This is a genomic window from Amaricoccus sp. B4 (assembly GCF_043226085.1).
In the GTDB taxonomy this organism is placed as follows: Bacteria; Pseudomonadota; Alphaproteobacteria; order Rhodobacterales; family Rhodobacteraceae; genus Amaricoccus.
On sequence record NZ_CP171225.1, the window covers coordinates 3,130,064 to 3,146,148 of the forward strand.

General features: G+C 67.9%; 18 protein-coding genes. 15 read left to right on the forward strand and 3 right to left on the reverse strand.

Going from position 1 to position 16,085, the window contains the following annotated elements; genetic code table 11:
* Window positions 1-55: 55 nt before the first annotated feature.
* Window positions 56-691, reverse strand: a complete 636-nt coding sequence (locus ACF66B_RS15090) for a TetR family transcriptional regulator C-terminal domain-containing protein (protein WP_111430094.1) — start codon at window positions 689-691, stop codon at window positions 56-58.
* A gap of 279 nt (window positions 692-970) precedes the next feature.
* Here ACF66B_RS15090 and ACF66B_RS15095 point away from each other — a divergent pair, with 279 nt between their 5' ends.
* The 5 genes from ACF66B_RS15095 (at window position 971) to ACF66B_RS15115 (ending at window position 4,950) form a co-directional block, all read left to right on the forward strand.
* Window positions 971-2,221, forward strand: a complete 1,251-nt coding sequence (locus ACF66B_RS15095; RefSeq protein ID WP_111430095.1) for a Zn-dependent hydrolase — start codon at window positions 971-973, stop codon at window positions 2,219-2,221.
* 170 nt (window positions 2,222-2,391) lie between these two features.
* Window positions 2,392-2,664 carry a hypothetical protein gene (locus ACF66B_RS15100; protein WP_162683281.1) on the forward strand — a complete coding sequence of 91 codons (273 nt, stop codon included), beginning with the start codon at window positions 2,392-2,394 and terminating at the stop codon, window positions 2,662-2,664.
* Window positions 2,665-2,680: 16 nt separating this feature from the next.
* Window positions 2,681-4,141, forward strand: coding sequence for a dihydropyrimidinase (gene hydA / locus ACF66B_RS15105; protein ID WP_111430097.1), 1,461 nt, complete (start codon window positions 2,681-2,683; stop codon window positions 4,139-4,141).
* Window positions 4,142-4,441 (forward strand): GNAT family N-acetyltransferase, encoded by a 300-nt coding sequence (locus tag ACF66B_RS15110; RefSeq protein ID WP_111430098.1) that lies wholly within the window; start codon window positions 4,142-4,144, stop codon window positions 4,439-4,441.
* Window positions 4,438-4,950, forward strand: a complete 513-nt coding sequence (locus ACF66B_RS15115) for a hypothetical protein (protein ID WP_111430099.1) — start codon at window positions 4,438-4,440, stop codon at window positions 4,948-4,950. Before ACF66B_RS15110 ends, ACF66B_RS15115 begins: the two co-directional genes overlap by 4 nt.
* 66 nt (window positions 4,951-5,016) lie before the next feature.
* Here ACF66B_RS15115 and ACF66B_RS15120 read toward each other — a convergent pair whose 3' ends face one another.
* Window positions 5,017-5,793: a hypothetical protein gene (locus ACF66B_RS15120; RefSeq protein ID WP_111430100.1), complete on the reverse strand. Its 777-nt coding sequence runs from the start codon at window positions 5,791-5,793 to the stop codon at window positions 5,017-5,019.
* 234 nt (window positions 5,794-6,027) lie between these two features.
* On the opposite strand from ACF66B_RS15120, the gene ACF66B_RS15125 reads away from it, so the two are divergent.
* The 4 genes from ACF66B_RS15125 to ACF66B_RS15140 are packed head-to-tail and all read left to right on the forward strand — an operon-like array spanning window position 6,028 to window position 8,458.
* Window positions 6,028-6,816: an ABC transporter ATP-binding protein gene (locus ACF66B_RS15125; RefSeq protein ID WP_111430101.1), complete on the forward strand. Its 789-nt coding sequence runs from the start codon at window positions 6,028-6,030 to the stop codon at window positions 6,814-6,816.
* Window positions 6,806-7,237 carry a hypothetical protein gene (locus tag ACF66B_RS15130; protein ID WP_162683282.1) on the forward strand — a complete coding sequence of 144 codons (432 nt, stop codon included), beginning with the start codon at window positions 6,806-6,808 and terminating at the stop codon, window positions 7,235-7,237. Before ACF66B_RS15125 ends, ACF66B_RS15130 begins: the two co-directional genes overlap by 11 nt.
* Complete coding sequence (locus tag ACF66B_RS15135; protein ID WP_111430103.1) at window positions 7,230-7,598, forward strand: hypothetical protein; 369 nt, start codon at window positions 7,230-7,232, stop codon at window positions 7,596-7,598. The genes ACF66B_RS15130 and ACF66B_RS15135 overlap by 8 nt, the downstream gene beginning before the upstream one ends.
* The gene (locus ACF66B_RS15140; RefSeq protein ID WP_111430258.1) at window positions 7,595-8,458 is read left to right on the forward strand and encodes an ABC transporter permease; all 864 of its coding nucleotides are present in this window, start codon (window positions 7,595-7,597) and stop codon (window positions 8,456-8,458) included. Before ACF66B_RS15135 ends, ACF66B_RS15140 begins: the two co-directional genes overlap by 4 nt.
* An 11-nt stretch (window positions 8,459-8,469) precedes the next feature.
* On the opposite strand, the gene ACF66B_RS15145 is transcribed toward ACF66B_RS15140, so the two are convergent.
* The gene (locus ACF66B_RS15145; protein WP_111430104.1) at window positions 8,470-9,621 is read right to left on the reverse strand and encodes a winged helix-turn-helix domain-containing protein; all 1,152 of its coding nucleotides are present in this window, start codon (window positions 9,619-9,621) and stop codon (window positions 8,470-8,472) included.
* A gap of 92 nt (window positions 9,622-9,713) precedes the next feature.
* Here ACF66B_RS15145 and ACF66B_RS15150 point away from each other — a divergent pair, with 92 nt between their 5' ends.
* From ACF66B_RS15150 to dxs, 6 genes are all read left to right on the forward strand, one after another.
* Complete coding sequence (locus ACF66B_RS15150; protein WP_111430105.1) at window positions 9,714-10,559, forward strand: ABC transporter permease; 846 nt, start codon at window positions 9,714-9,716, stop codon at window positions 10,557-10,559.
* A gap of 61 nt (window positions 10,560-10,620) precedes the next feature.
* A complete protein-coding gene (locus ACF66B_RS15155; protein ID WP_162683283.1) occupies window positions 10,621-11,604 on the forward strand; it encodes an ABC transporter substrate-binding protein in 984 nt (327 codons plus the stop codon).
* A gap of 360 nt (window positions 11,605-11,964) precedes the next feature.
* On the forward strand, window positions 11,965-12,903 hold the full coding sequence (locus tag ACF66B_RS15160; protein WP_111430106.1) for a histone deacetylase family protein: 939 nt from the start codon (window positions 11,965-11,967) through the stop codon (window positions 12,901-12,903).
* Window positions 12,896-13,141 (forward strand): exodeoxyribonuclease VII small subunit, encoded by a 246-nt coding sequence (locus ACF66B_RS15165; RefSeq protein WP_111430107.1) that lies wholly within the window; start codon window positions 12,896-12,898, stop codon window positions 13,139-13,141. Before ACF66B_RS15160 ends, ACF66B_RS15165 begins: the two co-directional genes overlap by 8 nt.
* A complete protein-coding gene (locus ACF66B_RS15170; protein ID WP_392663137.1) occupies window positions 13,125-14,033 on the forward strand; it encodes a polyprenyl synthetase family protein in 909 nt (302 codons plus the stop codon). The genes ACF66B_RS15165 and ACF66B_RS15170 overlap by 17 nt, the downstream gene beginning before the upstream one ends.
* Window positions 14,034-14,039: 6 nt before the next feature.
* Entirely contained in the window at window positions 14,040-15,989 is a 1,950-nt protein-coding gene (dxs, locus tag ACF66B_RS15175) for a 1-deoxy-D-xylulose-5-phosphate synthase (protein ID WP_111430109.1), read from the forward strand.
* The last annotated feature ends 96 nt before the right edge of the window (window positions 15,990-16,085 follow it).

The window sequence follows — 16,085 nt, forward strand, 5'->3', positions numbered from 1 at the left end:
TTTTACGAGCATACGATGAAAACCTGAGCGTGTAATCCGCGACGTGAAGGCAAGGTTAACGCGCCGGGAGTGGCCGCAGGCCGCGGGCGTAGAGCCCGAGCAGGAAGGCGCGGGCATCCTCGTAGCGGGTCGCATCGCGCGGCCCGAGCACCATCGCGACCTGGGTGTCGAAATCGGCGTAGTGCTGGGTCGCGGCCCAGATCGAGAAGATCAGGTGGTGCGGATCGACCGGGGCGAGGTGCCCGGCCTCGCTCCAGGCGCGGATCACCGCGGCCTTTTCATCCACCAGCGCCTTGAGCCCGCCCTGGAGCATGTCGCCGACATGCGGGGCGCCGCGCAGTACCTCGTTGGCGAAGAGGCGGCTTTCACGCGGCAGGTCGCGGGAGATTTCCAGCTTGCGCTCGACATAGGCGCAGATCTCGGAGACCGGATCGCCGCCGGGGTCGATCTTGCGCAGCGGTGCGAGCCAGATCTCCATGAGCTGGCCGATCAGGGTGCGGTGGATCTCCTCCTTGGAGGGGAAATAGTAGAGCAGGTTCGGTTTCGAGAGCCCGGCGGCATCGGCGATGAGATCGAGGGTGGCGCCGCGGAAGCCGTGGGTGGAGAAGACGTCGAGCGCGGCTTCGAGGATCGCCTCCCGCTTTTCGCGCTGGATCCGGGTGGGAGATTTGCGCCGGGCCGTATCGCTCATGCCTTGCCCTCAAGCCCCTTGACGCAGGCGTGCGCTCTGCTAGCGTCAATTTTGACCATTTGGTCATAAATAGCAGCCGTTTCCGGCCGAGCCAAGCCCAGACCCGATGGTGTCTCAGGAAAGGCGAGTGATGATCACACGATCCGCCGTTGCGTCCGGGAGCCCGTGCGCCCTGCCGGCTGCCTTCGTGCGCCTGAGGCTGGCACCCTGCCCGGGCGCGCCGGGGGCCGGTGCGGACTTCGGGGATTTTTCGCGTCACACCTAGCAGGAGAGAGGCATATGGCGGCACCGGGGGAGAACCTCAGGATCGACGGATCCCGGCTCTGGGACAGCATCATGGAGATGGCGGAGATCGGGCCGGGGATCGCGGGCGGCAACAACCGCCAGACGCTGACCGATGCCGATGCCGAAGGCCGGGCGCTCTTCAAGACCTGGTGCGAGGCGGCGGGGCTCACGCTCGGGGTGGACCGGATGGGCACGATGTTCGCCACCCGCGCCGGCGAGGACCCGGACGCGCTGCCGGTCTATGTCGGCAGTCATCTCGACACCCAGCCGACGGGCGGCAAGTATGACGGGGTGCTGGGCGTGCTGGGCGCGCTCGAGGCGGTGCGGACGATGAACGATCTCGGCATCCGCACCAAGCATCCGGTGGTGGTGGTGAACTGGACCAACGAGGAGGGCGCGCGGTTTGCGCCGGCGATGCTCGCCTCCGGGGTCTTCGCCGGCATCCACACGCTCGACTATGCCTATGGCCGCACGGATCTCGAGGGCAAGCGCTTCGGCGACGAGCTCGCCCGCATCGGCTGGGTCGGCGACGAGGAGGTCGGCGCGCGGCAGATGCATGCCTATTACGAGCTGCACATCGAGCAGGGGCCGATCCTCGAGGCCGAGGGCCGGGAGATCGGCGTCGTCACCCATTGCCAGGGGCTCTGGTGGCTCGAGTTCACCCTGACCGGCAAGGAGGCGCACACCGGTTCGACGCCGATGCACCTGCGGGTGAATGCGGGCCTCGCCATGGCGCGGATCTTCGAGATGGTGCAGGAGGTGGCGATGGCCGCCCAGCCCGATGCCGTGGGCGGCGTGGGGCAGGTGACCTTCTCGCCCAATTCGCGCAACGTGCTGCCGGGGAAGGTGGTCTTCACCGTCGACATCCGCACCGTCGACCAGGCCAAGCTCGACGGGATGCGCGATACGATCGAGGCGCGGGCGGCGACGATCTGCGAGGAGCTCGGCGTCGGCTGTGCGGTCGAGCGGGTGGGCCATTTCGATCCGGTGACGTTTGCGCCCGAGCTGGTGGCGGAGGTGCGGGGGGCTGCGGAGCGGCTCGGCTACAGCCACAGGGATCTGGTCTCGGGCGCCGGGCACGACGCCTGCTGGGCGGCGAAGGTCGCGCCCGCGACCATGGTGATGTGCCCCTGCGTCGACGGGCTCAGCCACAACGAGGCCGAGGAGATCACCCCGGACTGGGCGGAGAAGGGCGCGAACGTGCTCTTCCATGCGGTCGTCGCCACGGCGGGGATCGTGGAGTAGCGCCATGGGCGGCGCTGCGCCTGCGGCGGGCGCGGGCCGGGATGGCGGTGAATTTGGACTGGAGAACCGGGAGAATTGTCGGCAGACTCGCGGGAGATTGACCCGTCCGCCTTCGGCTGCGAAGGCGTGGGCAGCTATCTTGCCAGTAAGGAGGGATTCGGGGGATGAGAGTGACCCGGAGAATCTTGCCGCTCGCGCTGCCGGTGGCGGCTGCGCTGCTTCTCTCGGCCTGCGCAGAGCGCGAGCATTATGCGGCAGAGCTTGGATTCTATCAGGACGGCCGGTTGAGATGGGATGTCTCGGGCGATTATCCGACCTTCGAGGCCTGCAAGGCCGCGGCGGTCGCGCGCCACGAGGTCTATGTCCGCCAGGGGCGCGAGTTCTCCTGGGCCTGCCTGCTGAAGGATCCGGCAACCGGCGCGTATTCCCACAGATACAGATAGGATCGGAGAGGGCCACATGAGCAAGGTCATCAGGAACGGCACCATCGTCACCGCGGATCGGAGCTACAAGGCGGATGTCTTGATCGAGGGCGAGACGATCCTCGAGATCGGCGAGGGCCTGTCGGGGGACGAGACGATCGATGCGACCGACGCCTATGTGATGCCCGGCGGGATCGACCCGCATACCCATCTCGAGATGCCCTTCATGGGCACGACGGCGGCCGAGACCTTCGAGAGCGGCACCTTCGCGGCGGCGGCGGGCGGCACGACGATGCTGGTCGATTTCGTGCTGCCGGGCGAGGACGGGAGCCTTCTCAATGCGATCGCGGACTGGGACCGGAAGTCGTCGAAGCAGATCTGCGTCGATCTCGGCTATCACATGGCGATCACCGGCTGGAACGAGCGGATCTTCTCCGAGATGGAGGAGGTGGTGAAGCGCGGCGTCAACACCTTCAAGCATTTCATGGCCTACAAGGGCGCGCTGATGGTGGAGGACGACGAGATGTATGCGTCCTTCAAGCGCTGTGCCGAGCTCGGCGCGCTGCCGCTCGTCCATGCCGAGAACGGCGACATCGTGGCCGAGCTGCAGAAGAAATACATGGAGGAGGGGCTGACCGGGCCCGAGGGGCATGCCTATTCGCGCCCGCCCGAGGTCGAGGGCGAGGCGGCCAACCGGGCGATCATGATCGCCGATGCCGCCGGCGTGCCGCTCTATATCGTCCATGTCTCCTGCGAGCAGGCGCATGAGGCGATCCGGCGCGCGCGGCAGAAGGGGATGCGGGTCTATGGCGAGCCGCTGGTCCAGCACCTGACGCTCGACGAGACCGAGTATTTCAACAGGGACTGGGACTATGCCGCGCGGCGGGTGATGTCGCCGCCCTTCCGGGACAAGGCGCATCAGGCGAGCCTCTGGGCCGGGCTGCAGGCGGGATCGCTTCAGGTGGTCGCGACCGATCACGCGGCCTTCACCACGGACCAGAAGCGGATGGGGCTCTCGGGCTTCCCCTCGATCCCCAACGGCACCGGCGGGCTCGAGGAGCGGATGCCGGTGCTCTGGTCGATGGGGGTGGGCACGGGGCGGCTCACGCCCAACGAGTTCGTCGCCGTCACCTCGACCAATATCGCCAAGATCCTCAACATCTATCCGAAGAAGGGCGCGATCGTGCCCGGCGCGGATGCCGATATCGTGGTCTGGGACCCGGGGCTCTCGAAGACGATCACCACGGCGAGCCAGAAATCGGTGCTCGACTACTGTGTCTTCGAGGGCTTCGAGGTGCGGGGGCTGCCGCGCTACACGCTCTCGCGCGGCGACGTGGTCTGGGCCGACGGGCAGAACAGCCAGCCGCAGCCGGGCCGCGGCAGGTTCGTGCCGCGCCCGGCCTTTCCCGCGGCGCACACGGCGCTCTCGAAGTGGAAGGAGCTCAACTCCCCGCGCAAGATCGCGCGCGATCCGCTCAACATTCCCTCGGGGGTCTGAATGGCGATCGCGGGCGAGGACATCCTCCTCGAGGAGGGGGAGAGCAAGGGGCGCTATGTCTACCGCAACGACGGCGCGGAGGCGGAGATGACCTTCTCGAAGGCCGGGGCGGCGCTTCTCATCATCGATCACACCGGGGTGCCGGACGTTTTCCGCGGCCAGGGCGTCGGGGCGGCGCTGGTGCTCCGGGGGGTGGAGGATGCCCGGAAGGCGGGGAAAAGGATCCTGCCGCTTTGCCCCTTCGCCGCGGCGCAGTTCCGCCGCCATCCCGAATGGGCTGATGTGCTGGAGGGCCGATGAAGGATTTCGTTGTTCGCGAATTCCGGCACATGCTGCCGCCGACGATCTTCTTCATCGTGTGCTTCAATGTCCTCGTGCTCACGGTGGCGCTGCTGGCGCATGGGAGCGGCGGCGAGCTGCCCACCTATGCGGCGGCGACGGTGGCGGCACTTGTCTGCGGCAAGGCGGTGCTGGTGGCCGACAAGCTGCCCTTCTTCAACCGCTATCCGCACAAGCCGCTGATCTGGAACGCCGGCTGGAAGGCCGGGCTCTATGTGCTGGTGGCGCTGGTCTTCCGGCTGCTGGAAAAGCTGCTCGCGGCCGCGACCAACGGTTACGGGTTTGCGGCCGGCCTGCACGAGGAGGCGGCGCATTTCGTCTGGACCCGGTTCTGGGTGGTGCAGATCTGGCTGCTGCTGCTCTTTCTCGGCTATTCCGCCTTTCGCGAACTGATCGGCGAGCTCGGCCGGGGCCGGATCATGGCGATGTTCTTCGGCCCGGTGAGAAAGGGAGAGGTGGGCGATGGCTGACCCCGGCGGGAAGGGAGCAGCAGGCGCTCAGGGCTTCCACGAGGCCTGATGAGGCGAGCGCGCGGATCAGGGTGTCCGGCTGTCGTGATGCGACGCGGCCATACGCGGCTGTCGGGCGGTCTCCGGGCCAGTGAGCTGCGCGGCAGCCTCGAGATAGGCCTGCGCGCAAATGGTGAGGCCGATCGCGATCACGGTCACAAGCGCCAGCACGACGATCTCGCCGCCATCCTCGATATTCGTCATCAGGAATTCCGAGCCGGACGGGGCGAGCACATCCAGCATGTCCACGACCACTCCGAAGATGACCAGAAGCAGGAAGCAGAGCACGACAGCGGCGAGAATGCCGGCCTCGCCGGCGCGCCGCCGCAGCCAGGCCCAGCCAAAGAGAGGTGTCATGCCGATCAGCGCCAGAAGCCAGGCAAGGATCTCTCCCGAATCCTGACTGCGCAGCCCGAAGACGGACGGCAGCGCGAACGCCCTGCTCAGGAGCGTGCCGACGCGCTCGTGATACTGCATCGAGTCGTCGAGCCAGATGAAGGCGAACAGGACCGAGAGGGCGAACAGTGCCGGGGACCGCTGCGTCAGGGCGCCAATCAGGAACGCAAGCGAAGAGACGAAGCTCAGGGAGCGCGAATACTGCTCTCCGAGGCTTTCTTCTCTGGCGAGAAAGAGAAGTTCACGGACCTGGGGTTCGTACCGGGAGCCTGCTGCCAGATACGGTATGACGACAGATAATGTCAGAATAAAAACTGTGGCAAGAAGAAGAATGAAGAACGCATTCCTTGTAGCCCGGTCCTCTTTCAGGCTCCGGAAAAGAAGAATTACTTCACGGAATGTCTTCATTCTATCGGCCTCGCCTGCGTTTTTCGCCTCAGGGTTGTTTAAGATTGCTCCGTATTGGTGGCGTCGTAAGTTCCTGTCATGTGATTGTCAATAAAGTGTCACATGACTGTCGCGTGAGTGGAAACCCGGGGCGCGTCGGGCGGTCTTCGCCGGGCAATCATGATCGGCAGCCATTGCAGCTTGATTCAAGGTGCGGCACAGTTCGTCCCGTGATCCGGTCAGGGTGGTTGTCTGATGAGTGAAAGGTTCGCTGTGATCGAGGCGAAGGGGCTGGGGCTTACGTTCGAGACGGGCGACGGGCCGGTGCATGCGCTGAAGGACGTCGATCTCGCGATCCACAAGGGCGATTTCGTTTCGTTCATCGGGCCGTCGGGCTGCGGCAAGACCACCTTCCTGCGGGTTGCGGCGGATCTCGAGCAGCCCACGGCGGGGCGCATCACCGTCAACGGCATGAGCCCGGAGGAGGCGCGCAAGAGCCGCTCCTACGGCTATGTCTTCCAGGCGGCGGGGCTCTTCCCGTGGCGGACCATCGGGGCGAACGTGCGGCTGCCGCTGGAGATCATGGGCTACGAGCGGGCCGAGCAGGAACGGCGCATGGCGCGCGTGCTGGAGCTCGTCGAGCTCTCGGGCTTCGAGAAGAAATATCCCTGGCAGCTTTCGGGCGGCATGCAGCAGAGGGCCTCGATCGCCCGGGCGCTCGCCTTCGATGCCGATATCCTGCTGATGGACGAGCCCTTCGGGGCGCTCGACGAGATCGTGCGCGACAAGCTCAACGAGCAGCTGCTTGCGCTCTGGGCGCGGACGGGCAAGACCATCGGCTTCGTGACGCATTCGATCCCGGAGGCGGTGTTCCTCTCGACCCATATCGTCGTGATGAGCCCGCGGCCGGGGCGGGTGACGGATGTGATCGAGAGCACGCTGCCGCGGGAGCGGACGCTCGACATCAGGGAAACACCGGAATTCCTCGCGCTGGCGCATCGCGTGCGCGAGGGGCTGAGGGCAGGACATGCATATGACGAGTGAGAGTGCGGCGGGGATGCTGCCGCGGAGGAGCGGGGGACGCCGGGGCGGTGCGGGTGCCGGGCGCCGGGCGGGGCGGCTTCTGCTGCTCCTCGGGCTGGCGGCCTGTGCCGCGGGCGGGGCGACCTATCACGGCAAGTTTCTCGACAACGGCGCCGGGATCACCATGCATCAGGTGGCGATCGCGGATCCCAACGACTGGGGCGACTGGACGGTCTTGCGCCTGCCCGGCCGGGTGCAGTGCGACAACATGAAGCGGCCGTCGGACACGCGGAAGAACCTGCTGCTGCTCCGCTGCAGCGACGGGCGGACCGGAACGCTCGCCTGGACGCCGGACGATTACGCGAGGGGGATCGAGCTGCGCGGCGATGTCGCGGGGCGGCCCTTCGTGGTCTACCGCAACGGACCGGCGGCGCATGGCTGAGCACGGCGGCACGGGAGGGCGGGCTTATGCCGTCCTGACGGCCGCGGGCCCCGTCCCGCGCCGGGCGGCGCATGACGCGCGCGGGATCCGGGGCGCGGGAGATCCGGTCGAGGCCTGTCTGTCCTTCGACCCGGGGCGCGGACAGGTGGGCGCGCTGTTCTGCCGGCGGACCGGTGCCGGGGTGGGGAAGGTGCTGGTGGACCGGATCAAGCCGGGGAGGTCCCAACTCCGGCTCCGGACCCAGGTGCCGAATGCCGGGGCGCAGTGGCTCCACGCCGGCGAGGGCTTCATCGAGGGGAGGCAGGCCGAGCCGGAGCCCTCCGGGACTGTGCCCGAGATCGAGAGGGAGTGGCGCGGATGAGAGCGGTGCTGCCCGTCGTCACGGTGGTCGCGGCGATCTTCGCGCTCTGGTATGCGGGCGCGGTCTGGCTCAATGCGCCCTGGGCGCGCGATCAGGCAGCGCGGGCCGGGGTGGAGCTCACGCTGCCCGAGCTGGTCTCGGCGACCTGGAGCCAGGAGCGGCCGCGGCTGCCCGCGCCGCATCAGGTGGCAGAGGAGTTCTGGAAATCGACCGCCGGGACCCGGCTCTCCTCCAAGCGCAACCTGCTCTATCATGCCTGGGTGACGCTCGCCGCAACGCTCACGGGCTTCGCGCTGGGCACGGGGCTCGGCATCCTGCTGGCGGTGGGCATCGTGCACGACCGGACGATGAACGCCTCCGTCATGCCCTGGGTCATCGCGAGCCAGACGATCCCGATCCTCGCCATCGCGCCGATGATCATCGTGGTGCTGAACTCGGTGGGGGTCACGGGGCTGCTGCCGAAGGCGATCATCTCGATGTATCTGAGCTTCTTTCCGGTGGTCGTCGGCATGGTGAAGGGGTTCCGCAGCCCCGATGCGATGCTGCTCGACCAGATGCGGACCTGGAGTGCGAGCCGGAGCCAGACCTTCCGCAAGCTGCGCTGGCCCGCGAGCCTCCCCTATCTCTTTCCCTCGCTCAAGGTCGCGGTGGCGGCCAGCCTCGTCGGCGCGATCATCGGCGAGCTGCCGACCGGCGCGGTGGCGGGGCTTGGCGCGCGGATGCTCTCGGGGAGCTACTACGGCCAGACGGTGCAGATCTGGTCGGCGCTGGTGATGGCCGCGATCCTTGCCGCGGCGCTTGTCGCGGTGATCGGGCTGGCGGAACGGGCGGCGGGCCGGGCCATGGGGGGGCGGGCGTGAGGGCGGCTGCGTCACGTGCCGAACTGGAACGCCTCGAAGGGGGCGAGGGCCGCCTCGATCTGGGCCTTGTCGCCGTCGCGGGGGCCGTGGATCCAGCTCCATTGCCGGATCTCGAGGCGCTTCGCCGCACGGTCCGCCTTGAGGTCGAGCACGGCGGCGATCCGGTCGCCGACAAGGACCGGCAGGCCGAAGTAGCCGTAGCGGCGCTCGGGGGCCGGGACATAGGCCTCGAAACGGTGGTCATGGCCGAAGAGGCGGTTGAGGCGCGCGCGCTGGATCGTCAGGGGGTCGAAGGGCGAGAGGATGTGGACGCGCTCGCCGGCGCCGGGCAGGTCGAGCGCGGCCGTTTCGGGGGCGATCCAGTGGCTTGCCTCGGCCTCGCCGGCGAGACGGACGGGCAGGAGCCTGCGCTGCCGGATGCGCCGGGCGATCAGCTCGGCCATGGCCGCCTTGCGTGGCGCATCGAGGTAGCAGATCGACTCGAGGCTGACGATGCCCTGCGCGCGCAGGGCGCGCTCGAGCAGGTAGTCGAGGATCTGCGCCTCGCTCGCCGGGCGCGGGCGCCGGTCCCAGCCGAAATGCCGGTTGGTCAGATCGTAGGTGCGCAGCATGCCGTCGCGGCGGCTGATGGCGAGGTCTCCGGCGAAGAAGGCGTATTGCATCGCGACTTTCGCGGGCTTCCGGCTCGCCCACGGGTGGTGCTTCTCGACCAGCGGCTCGTCGGTGAAGTCGCGGATGCTCAGGGGGCCCTCGCGGCGGATGCGGGCCAGAACCCGGCGCACGTCGGCGGGCGAGATGCGGCCGAACCAGCGATCGGTATTGCCGGCCTCGGCCTTCATCGCGGGCAGGAAGTGGCGATAGGCGGAGGTCGGAAGATAGGCGAGCGCATGGGTCCAGTATTCGAAGACGGATCGTTCGCCGCTCTGGGCGTGGTGCAGATCCGCCGGGCGGTATCCCGGAATGCGGGACCACAGGACGTGGTGGTGGGCGCGCTCGATGACGTGGATGGTGTCGATCTGCACATAGCCGAGATGCTCGATGGCCGCGCGCGTGGCCTCGGGGCCGGTGCCGAAGGGGGCGGGCGCATCGAGGCGCTGCGCGTGCAGCCAGAGGCCGCGGGCGCGGGCAATGCCGATTTCGAGCGGGGCGGTGTGGCGGGCCATGGCCATTCCAGTGACCGGATGCGGCGGCGCTTGTCCAGTGCCGAGCGTGCGGCGGGCGTCGGCAGCCGGCCGCGCCGGCGGGAGGCGCGCCTATGAGCACGGGGGTTGCGCTTCTCGTGCTGCTGCTGGCCTGGGTGGGCGCCTGGTGGCTGAACATCCGCGCGGTGCGGGCCGGCGGCTGGCTGGGCCGGATCTTCCCGCCGGTCTTCTTCGGCGCGACGCTGCTGCTGCTCTGGGAGCTTGCGGTGCGGGTCTTTCATGTGAGCCCGGTGCTGCTGCCCGCGCCCTCGGCGATCGCGGTGCGGCTGGTGGCGAGCGGCGCCGTGCTCTGGGGCGATGTGGTGCAGACCTTCTTCAAGGGTGCGCTTTCGGGCTATGTCATCGGCTGCGGTGCGGCGATCGTCGCAGGCATCCTGGTGGACCGGATGCCGTTCCTGCGCCGCGGGTTGCTGCCGGTGGGCAATTTCGTCTCGGCGCTGCCGATCATCGGCATGGCGCCGATCATGGTGATGTGGTTCGGCTTCGACTGGGAATCGAAGGCGGCGATCGTCGTCCTGATGGTGTTCTTCCCCATGCTGGTGAACACGGTGCAGGGGCTTGCTGCGACCGATGCGATGCAGCGGGACCTGATGGACACCTATGCCGCGAGCTACCGGCAGTCACTCTTCAAGCTTCGGCTGCCCGCGGCGGCACCTTTCCTCTTTAACGGCTTGAAAATCTGCACGACTTTGGCTCTCATCGGTGCCATTGTGGCGGAGTTCTTCGGCTCCCCGACCCGCGGCATGGGCTTCCGGATCTCGACCGAGGTCGGCCGGCTCGCGCTCGACATGGTCTGGGCGGAGATCGCCGTCGCGGCGCTCGTGGGCTCGGCCTTCTACGGCATCGTGGCCCTGGCCGAGCGGGCCGTGACCTTCTGGCACCCGGCGCAGCGGGGCTGAAGGCCGGCCTGCGCGGCCTGTCGGGTTTCTACGGTCGTGTTGTATCTTGAGGAGAGACGGAATGACGAAGACGATGGCAGGTGCATCGCTGGCGGTCCTGATGCTGGCGGGTGCGGCGCGGGCCGAGGATGTGACGCTGCAGCTCAAATGGGTCACGCAGGCGCAGTTCGCGGGCTATTACGTGGCGCAGGACCAGGGCTTCTACGAGGAGGAGGGGCTCGACGTCACCATCAAGCCCGGCGGGCCGGATGTGGCGCCGGTGCAGGTGCTGCTCGGCGGCGGCGCCGATGTGATGGTCGACTGGATGCCCTCGGCGCTGGCGGCGCGCGAGGCGGGCGCCCCGGTCGTCAACATCGCCCAGCCCTTCAAGTCGTCGGGGATGATGCTCACCTGCCGCAACGACTCGGGCGTGACCTCGACGGCGGATTTCCCCGGCCATACGCTCGGGGTCTGGTTCGGCGGCAACGAGTATCCGTTCCTCTCCTGGATGTCGAAGCTCGGCATTCCGACCGATGGCAGCCCGGACGGCGTGACGGTGCTGAAGCAGGGCTTCAACGTCGATCCGCTGCTCCAGAATCAGGCGGCCTGCATCTCGACGATGACCTACAATGAATACTGGCAGGTGATCGACGCCGGGCTCACGCCCGAGGATCTGACGGTCTTCAAGTATCAGGACGAGGGCGTGGCGACGCTCGAGGACGGGCTCTACGTGCTCGAGGACAGGCTCGCGGACCCGGCCTTCGTCGAGACCATGGCGAAATTCGTGCGCGCCTCGATGAAGGGCTGGAAGTGGGCCGAGGAGCACCCGGAAGACGCGGCGATGATCGTGCTCGACAATGACGCGACCGGTGCGCAGACCGAGCAGCATCAGATCCGCATGATGGGCGAGGTCGCGAAGCTGACGGCCGGATCCGACGGCACGCTCGACCCGGCCGATTACGACCGCACGGTGGCGACGCTGCTGGCGGCGGGCTCGGACCCGGTGATCTCGAAGGAGCCCGAGGGCGCCTGGACCCATGCGGTGACCGACGCGGCCTTCCAGTAGGGGGAGGCGCGGGAGGCGGCCGCGATCGGAAAAGGCCCGGGCCGCTGCTCCGGGCCTTTTTGCGTTCGATGAGGCGCGTGCGCGCCTCGGCCGGGCCGGGCGGGCCATTGGTCCTCCTTGCGCCCGCGTGCGCCGCGAAACCGGATTCGGGCGGCTTGCCGTCATCGTGCGGACGCTGGTCTCGGTCTTCTCCGAAGATCTCGCCAACGCGAGGACCCGGAGATGGCAGGGGCGGAGCCCTGTCCTGAAGCATGGGTTTGCAAGTTTCCGCCGAGGCAGTTTAAGCATGAGGAAGAGGAAACGCATAAAACCGGGGGAAGACATCGTGGGAAATCTGGCACGGACCTTCGAGGCCGTTCTATGACGACGGCGTTGCTCACGCATTCCGACTGTCTCGAGCACGTCACCCCCCCGGGACACCCGGAATGCCTCGAACGCCTGCAGAGCGTGCTCGCGGCCCTCGAGGGCGAGGAATTCGTCTACCTGGTGCGGGAGGACGCGCCGCTTGCGGAGGATGCGCATATCCTGCGCGCCCATCCCGAGAGCCATCTGAACAAGATCAAGGGCCTGGTGCCGGCCGAGGGCTATGCCACGATCGACGACGACACCTACATGTGCCCGGCGACGCTGCGCGCGGCCCGGCGTTCGTCGGGCGCGCTCGTGCGGGCGGTGGACATGGTGATGTCGGGCGAGGTGCGCAACGCCTTCTGCGCCATCCGGCCGCCCGGCCATCATGCCGAGACGGCGGCCGCGATGGGGTTCTGCTTCTTCGGCAATGTGGTGATCGGCGCCCGCCATGCGCTCGAGGCCCACGGGCTGAAGCGCGTGGCCATCATGGATTTCGATGTGCATCACGGCAACGGCACGCAGGATCTCGTCTGGCATGACGCGCGCATCCTCTTCGCCTCGACCCAGCAGATGCCGCTCTATCCCGGCACCGGGGCGCGGACCGAGCGGGGCGCTCATCGCCAGATCGTGAACGCGCCGCTGCCGCCCGGGGCGGGCGGGGCGGAGTTCCGCAAGGTGATGGAGGAGCGCGTGCTGCTCGCGATCGAGGCGCACGAGCCGGAGATGATCTTCATTTCCGCCGGTTTCGACGCGCATGCCCGCGACCCGATGGCGAACCTCAATCTGCGCGAGACGGACTTCGCCTGGGCGACGGAGCGGCTCTGCGATATCGCGGATCATTGCTGCGATGGCCGCGTCGTCTCGACTCTGGAGGGTGGATATGATTTGCAGTCGCTCGCGGCGTCTGCCGCTGCGCATGTGCGGGTCCTGATGGAGCGGGGAAATGGCTGAATCTGCGGCGCCGGTCGCCACGTTGAGTTTCGAGGACGCCCTGGCGGAGCTCGAGTCCGTGGTGACGGCGCTGGAGAAGGGAACCGTGCCGCTCGAGGAATCGATCACGCTCTACGAGCGCGGGGCCGAGCTTCGCCGCCATTGCGAAGGCAAGCTGCGCGATGCCGAGGCAAAGGTGACCCAGATCACCCAGGGCGCCGACGGGTCCGTCGGCGGCCGCGATGTGGACATCTCCTGAGCTCATGCAGCCCGAAATCCTGCAATTCCATGCGGTTCTGAGCCAGGCCGCCACACAGGCCGAAGAAGCCCTCGAGGCTTTCCTGCCCGGCTCCGATACCCTGCTCGGCGCGCCGATGCGCCATGCGGTTCTCTCGGGCGGCAAGCGCCTGCGGGCCTTTCTCGCCATGGAGAGCGCTTCGCTCTTCCGGGTGCCGCCGGGGCAGGCGCTGCGCACGGCGGCGGCGGTCGAATGCGTGCATGCCTACAGCCTCGTTCATGACGACCTGCCGGCGATGGACGACGACGACATGCGCCGGGGCAAGCCGACGGTGCATGTGCAGTGGGACGAGGCGACGGCGATCCTGACGGGCGATGCGCTGCTGACGCTCGCCTTCGAGATCCTCGCCGCCCCCCAGGGCGGCATCGATCCGCGGATCCAGGTGCGGCTTGTCGGGCGGCTTGCGCAAGCCTCCGGGGTGATGGGCATGGTCGGCGGCCAGGCCTTCGACATCGCGGCGGAAAAGAACTCGGCCGCGCTCGATATCGACGAGATCGGCATGCTCCAGGCGCTGAAGACCGGCGCGCTGATCGGCTGGGCGGCGGAATCCGGGGCGCTCCTCGGGCGGCAGGATCCGGCGCCGCTGCAGCGCTACGCCGCCGATCTGGGGCTTGCCTTTCAGATACAGGATGACATCCTTGACGTGGAGGGCGACCCGGAGCGGGTCGGCAAGCAGCTGCGCAAGGACGAGGCGGCCGGAAAGGCGACCTATGTGTCGCTTCTTGGGCTTGAGGGCGCGCGCCAGAGGGCGCATGAGCTCGCGGAGCGCGCCTGCGCGCATCTCGCGCCGTACGGATCGGCGGCGCGCAACCTGCGGCTCGCGGCGCTCTTTGCGGTGGGCCGCGACGGCTAGGCCCAGATGGAGGAAAGAACCGTGGCGAGCACGAGCCAGCAGCGTCCGAAAACCCCCCTTCTGGACCGGGTACACCAGCCTGCCGATCTGCGCGGCATGAGCAATGCCGAGCTCCGGCAGCTCGCCGACGAGCTGCGCGCGGAGACGATCTCGGCGGTTTCGGAGACGGGCGGGCATCTTGGCGCCGGACTCGGGGTCGTGGAGCTGACGGTGGCGATCCACGCGGTCTTCAACACGCCGACGGACAAGCTCATCTGGGATGTCGGCCATCAGTGCTATCCGCACAAGATCCTGACCGGGCGGCGCGACCGGATCCGCACGCTCCGGACCGGAGGCGGTCTCTCGGGCTTCACCAAGCGTTCGGAAAGCCCCTACGATCCCTTCGGTGCCGCGCACAGCTCGACCTCGATCTCGGCGAGCCTCGGCTTTGCGGTCGCGCGCGATCTCGGCTGCGAGGATGTGGGCGATACCATCGCCGTGATCGGCGACGGCTCCATGTCGGCGGGCATGGCCTATGAGGCGATGAACAACGCGGGCCACATGGGCCGGCGGCTCATCGTGATCCTCAACGACAACAAGATGTCGATCGCGCCGCCGGTCGGGGCGATGTCGCGGCATCTCTCCCGGCTCAATGCGGGCGAGCCCTTCTACGAGATCATGACGGCGGCCAAGGAGGCGGTGAGCCATCTGCCGCGGCCGTTCCAGGAGGGCGCGCGGCGCGCGCGCGACGTGGTGAAGGCCGCGGCGGGCGGCGTCAATCTCTTCGAGGAACTGGGCTTTTCCTATGTCGGGCCCGTCGACGGGCATGACACGGACATGCTGCTCGAGATCCTGCGCCGCGTGAAGACGCGCGCGCACGGGCCGGTGCTGATCCATGCGCTGACCATGAAGGGCAAGGGCTACGCCCCGGCCGAAAGCGCCGACGACCGCTACCATGGCGTGGCGAAATTCGACGTGGTGACGGGGGCGCAGAAGAAGAAGCCGAGCAATGCGCCGGGCTACACCAAGGTCTTCGCGCAATCGCTCATCCGGGAAGCCGAGGCGGACGAGAAGATCGTCGCGGTGACGGCGGCAATGCCCGATGGTACCGGGCTCAACCTCTTCGCCGAGCGCTTCCCGACGCGCTGTTTCGACGTGGGCATTGCCGAGCAGCACGCGGTGACCTTTGCCGCCGGGATGGCGGCGGGGGGGCTCAAGCCCTTCTGCGCGATCTATTCGACCTTCCTCCAGCGCGGCTACGACCAGGTCGTCCATGACGTCGCGATCCAGCGGCTGCCGGTGAGGTTCGCGATCGACCGGGCGGGGCTCGTGGGCGCGGACGGCGCGACCCATGCCGGGAGCTTCGATGTGGCCTTCCTCGCCAACCTGCCGGATTTCGTCGTGATGGCGGCGGCGGACGAGGCGGAGCTGCGCCACATGGTGGCGACGGCGGTGGCACTCGACGACCGGCCCTCGGCGTTCCGCTATCCGCGCGGCGAGGGGGCGGGCGTCGATCTGCCCGAGAAGGGCGTGCCGCTCGAGATCGGGCGCGGGCGCGTCATCCGCGAGGGCAACGGTTCGGTGGTGCTGCTCTCCTTCGGGGCGCGGCTGGCGGAATGCCTGGTCGCCGGGGAGGCGCTTGCCGCGCGTGGAATCGCGCCGACGATCGTGGATGCGCGATTTGCCAAGCCGCTCGACCGTGCGCTGATCCTCGATCTTGCCGCAAACCACCAGGGTCTCATCACCATCGAGGAGGGCGCCATCGGCGGCTTCGGCAGCCATGTGGCGCAACTCCTTGCCGAGGAAGGCGTTTTCGATCGGGGCTTCCGCTTCCGTTCGATGGTCTTCCCCGATGTCTTCATCGATCAGGACACGCCCGAGGCGATGTACCGCGTGGCGCAGATGAATGCGGCCGATATCGAGGAGAAGGTCCTGAAGCTGCTGGAACTTGGACTAATGTCGGCTCGCCGCGCCTGATGGAATGCTATATCTCTGATGTGTGATCCTTGACCGGGGTCGCGGCGGGTGGCGATGGCCGGTCCCCCGGGGGGTGGCTGTGGGTGCCTGTCAGCA

Bases quoted from the DNA above. Each gene is read 5' to 3' on its own strand.
- ACF66B_RS15090 (WP_111430094.1), bottom strand. From the start codon at position 691: ATGAGCGATACGGCCCGGCGCAAATCTCCCACCCGGATCCAGCGCGAA.
- ACF66B_RS15095 (WP_111430095.1), top strand. From the start codon at position 971: ATGGCGGCACCGGGGGAGAACCTCAGGATCGACGGATCCCGGCTCTGG.
- hydA (WP_111430097.1), top strand. From the start codon at position 2,681: ATGAGCAAGGTCATCAGGAACGGCACCATCGTCACCGCGGATCGGAGC.
- ACF66B_RS15110 (WP_111430098.1), top strand. From the start codon at position 4,142: ATGGCGATCGCGGGCGAGGACATCCTCCTCGAGGAGGGGGAGAGCAAG.
- ACF66B_RS15115 (WP_111430099.1), top strand. From the start codon at position 4,438: ATGAAGGATTTCGTTGTTCGCGAATTCCGGCACATGCTGCCGCCGACG.
- ACF66B_RS15120 (WP_111430100.1), bottom strand. From the start codon at position 5,793: ATGAAGACATTCCGTGAAGTAATTCTTCTTTTCCGGAGCCTGAAAGAG.
- ACF66B_RS15125 (WP_111430101.1), top strand. From the start codon at position 6,028: ATGAGTGAAAGGTTCGCTGTGATCGAGGCGAAGGGGCTGGGGCTTACG.
- ACF66B_RS15130 (WP_162683282.1), top strand. From the start codon at position 6,806: ATGACGAGTGAGAGTGCGGCGGGGATGCTGCCGCGGAGGAGCGGGGGA.
- ACF66B_RS15135 (WP_111430103.1), top strand. From the start codon at position 7,230: ATGGCTGAGCACGGCGGCACGGGAGGGCGGGCTTATGCCGTCCTGACG.
- ACF66B_RS15140 (WP_111430258.1), top strand. From the start codon at position 7,595: ATGAGAGCGGTGCTGCCCGTCGTCACGGTGGTCGCGGCGATCTTCGCG.
- ACF66B_RS15145 (WP_111430104.1), bottom strand. From the start codon at position 9,621: ATGGCCCGCCACACCGCCCCGCTCGAAATCGGCATTGCCCGCGCCCGC.
- ACF66B_RS15150 (WP_111430105.1), top strand. From the start codon at position 9,714: ATGAGCACGGGGGTTGCGCTTCTCGTGCTGCTGCTGGCCTGGGTGGGC.
- ACF66B_RS15155 (WP_162683283.1), top strand. From the start codon at position 10,621: ATGACGAAGACGATGGCAGGTGCATCGCTGGCGGTCCTGATGCTGGCG.
- ACF66B_RS15160 (WP_111430106.1), top strand. From the start codon at position 11,965: ATGACGACGGCGTTGCTCACGCATTCCGACTGTCTCGAGCACGTCACC.
- ACF66B_RS15165 (WP_111430107.1), top strand. From the start codon at position 12,896: ATGGCTGAATCTGCGGCGCCGGTCGCCACGTTGAGTTTCGAGGACGCC.
- ACF66B_RS15170 (WP_392663137.1), top strand. From the start codon at position 13,125: ATGTGGACATCTCCTGAGCTCATGCAGCCCGAAATCCTGCAATTCCAT.
- dxs (WP_111430109.1), top strand. From the start codon at position 14,040: ATGGAGGAAAGAACCGTGGCGAGCACGAGCCAGCAGCGTCCGAAAACC.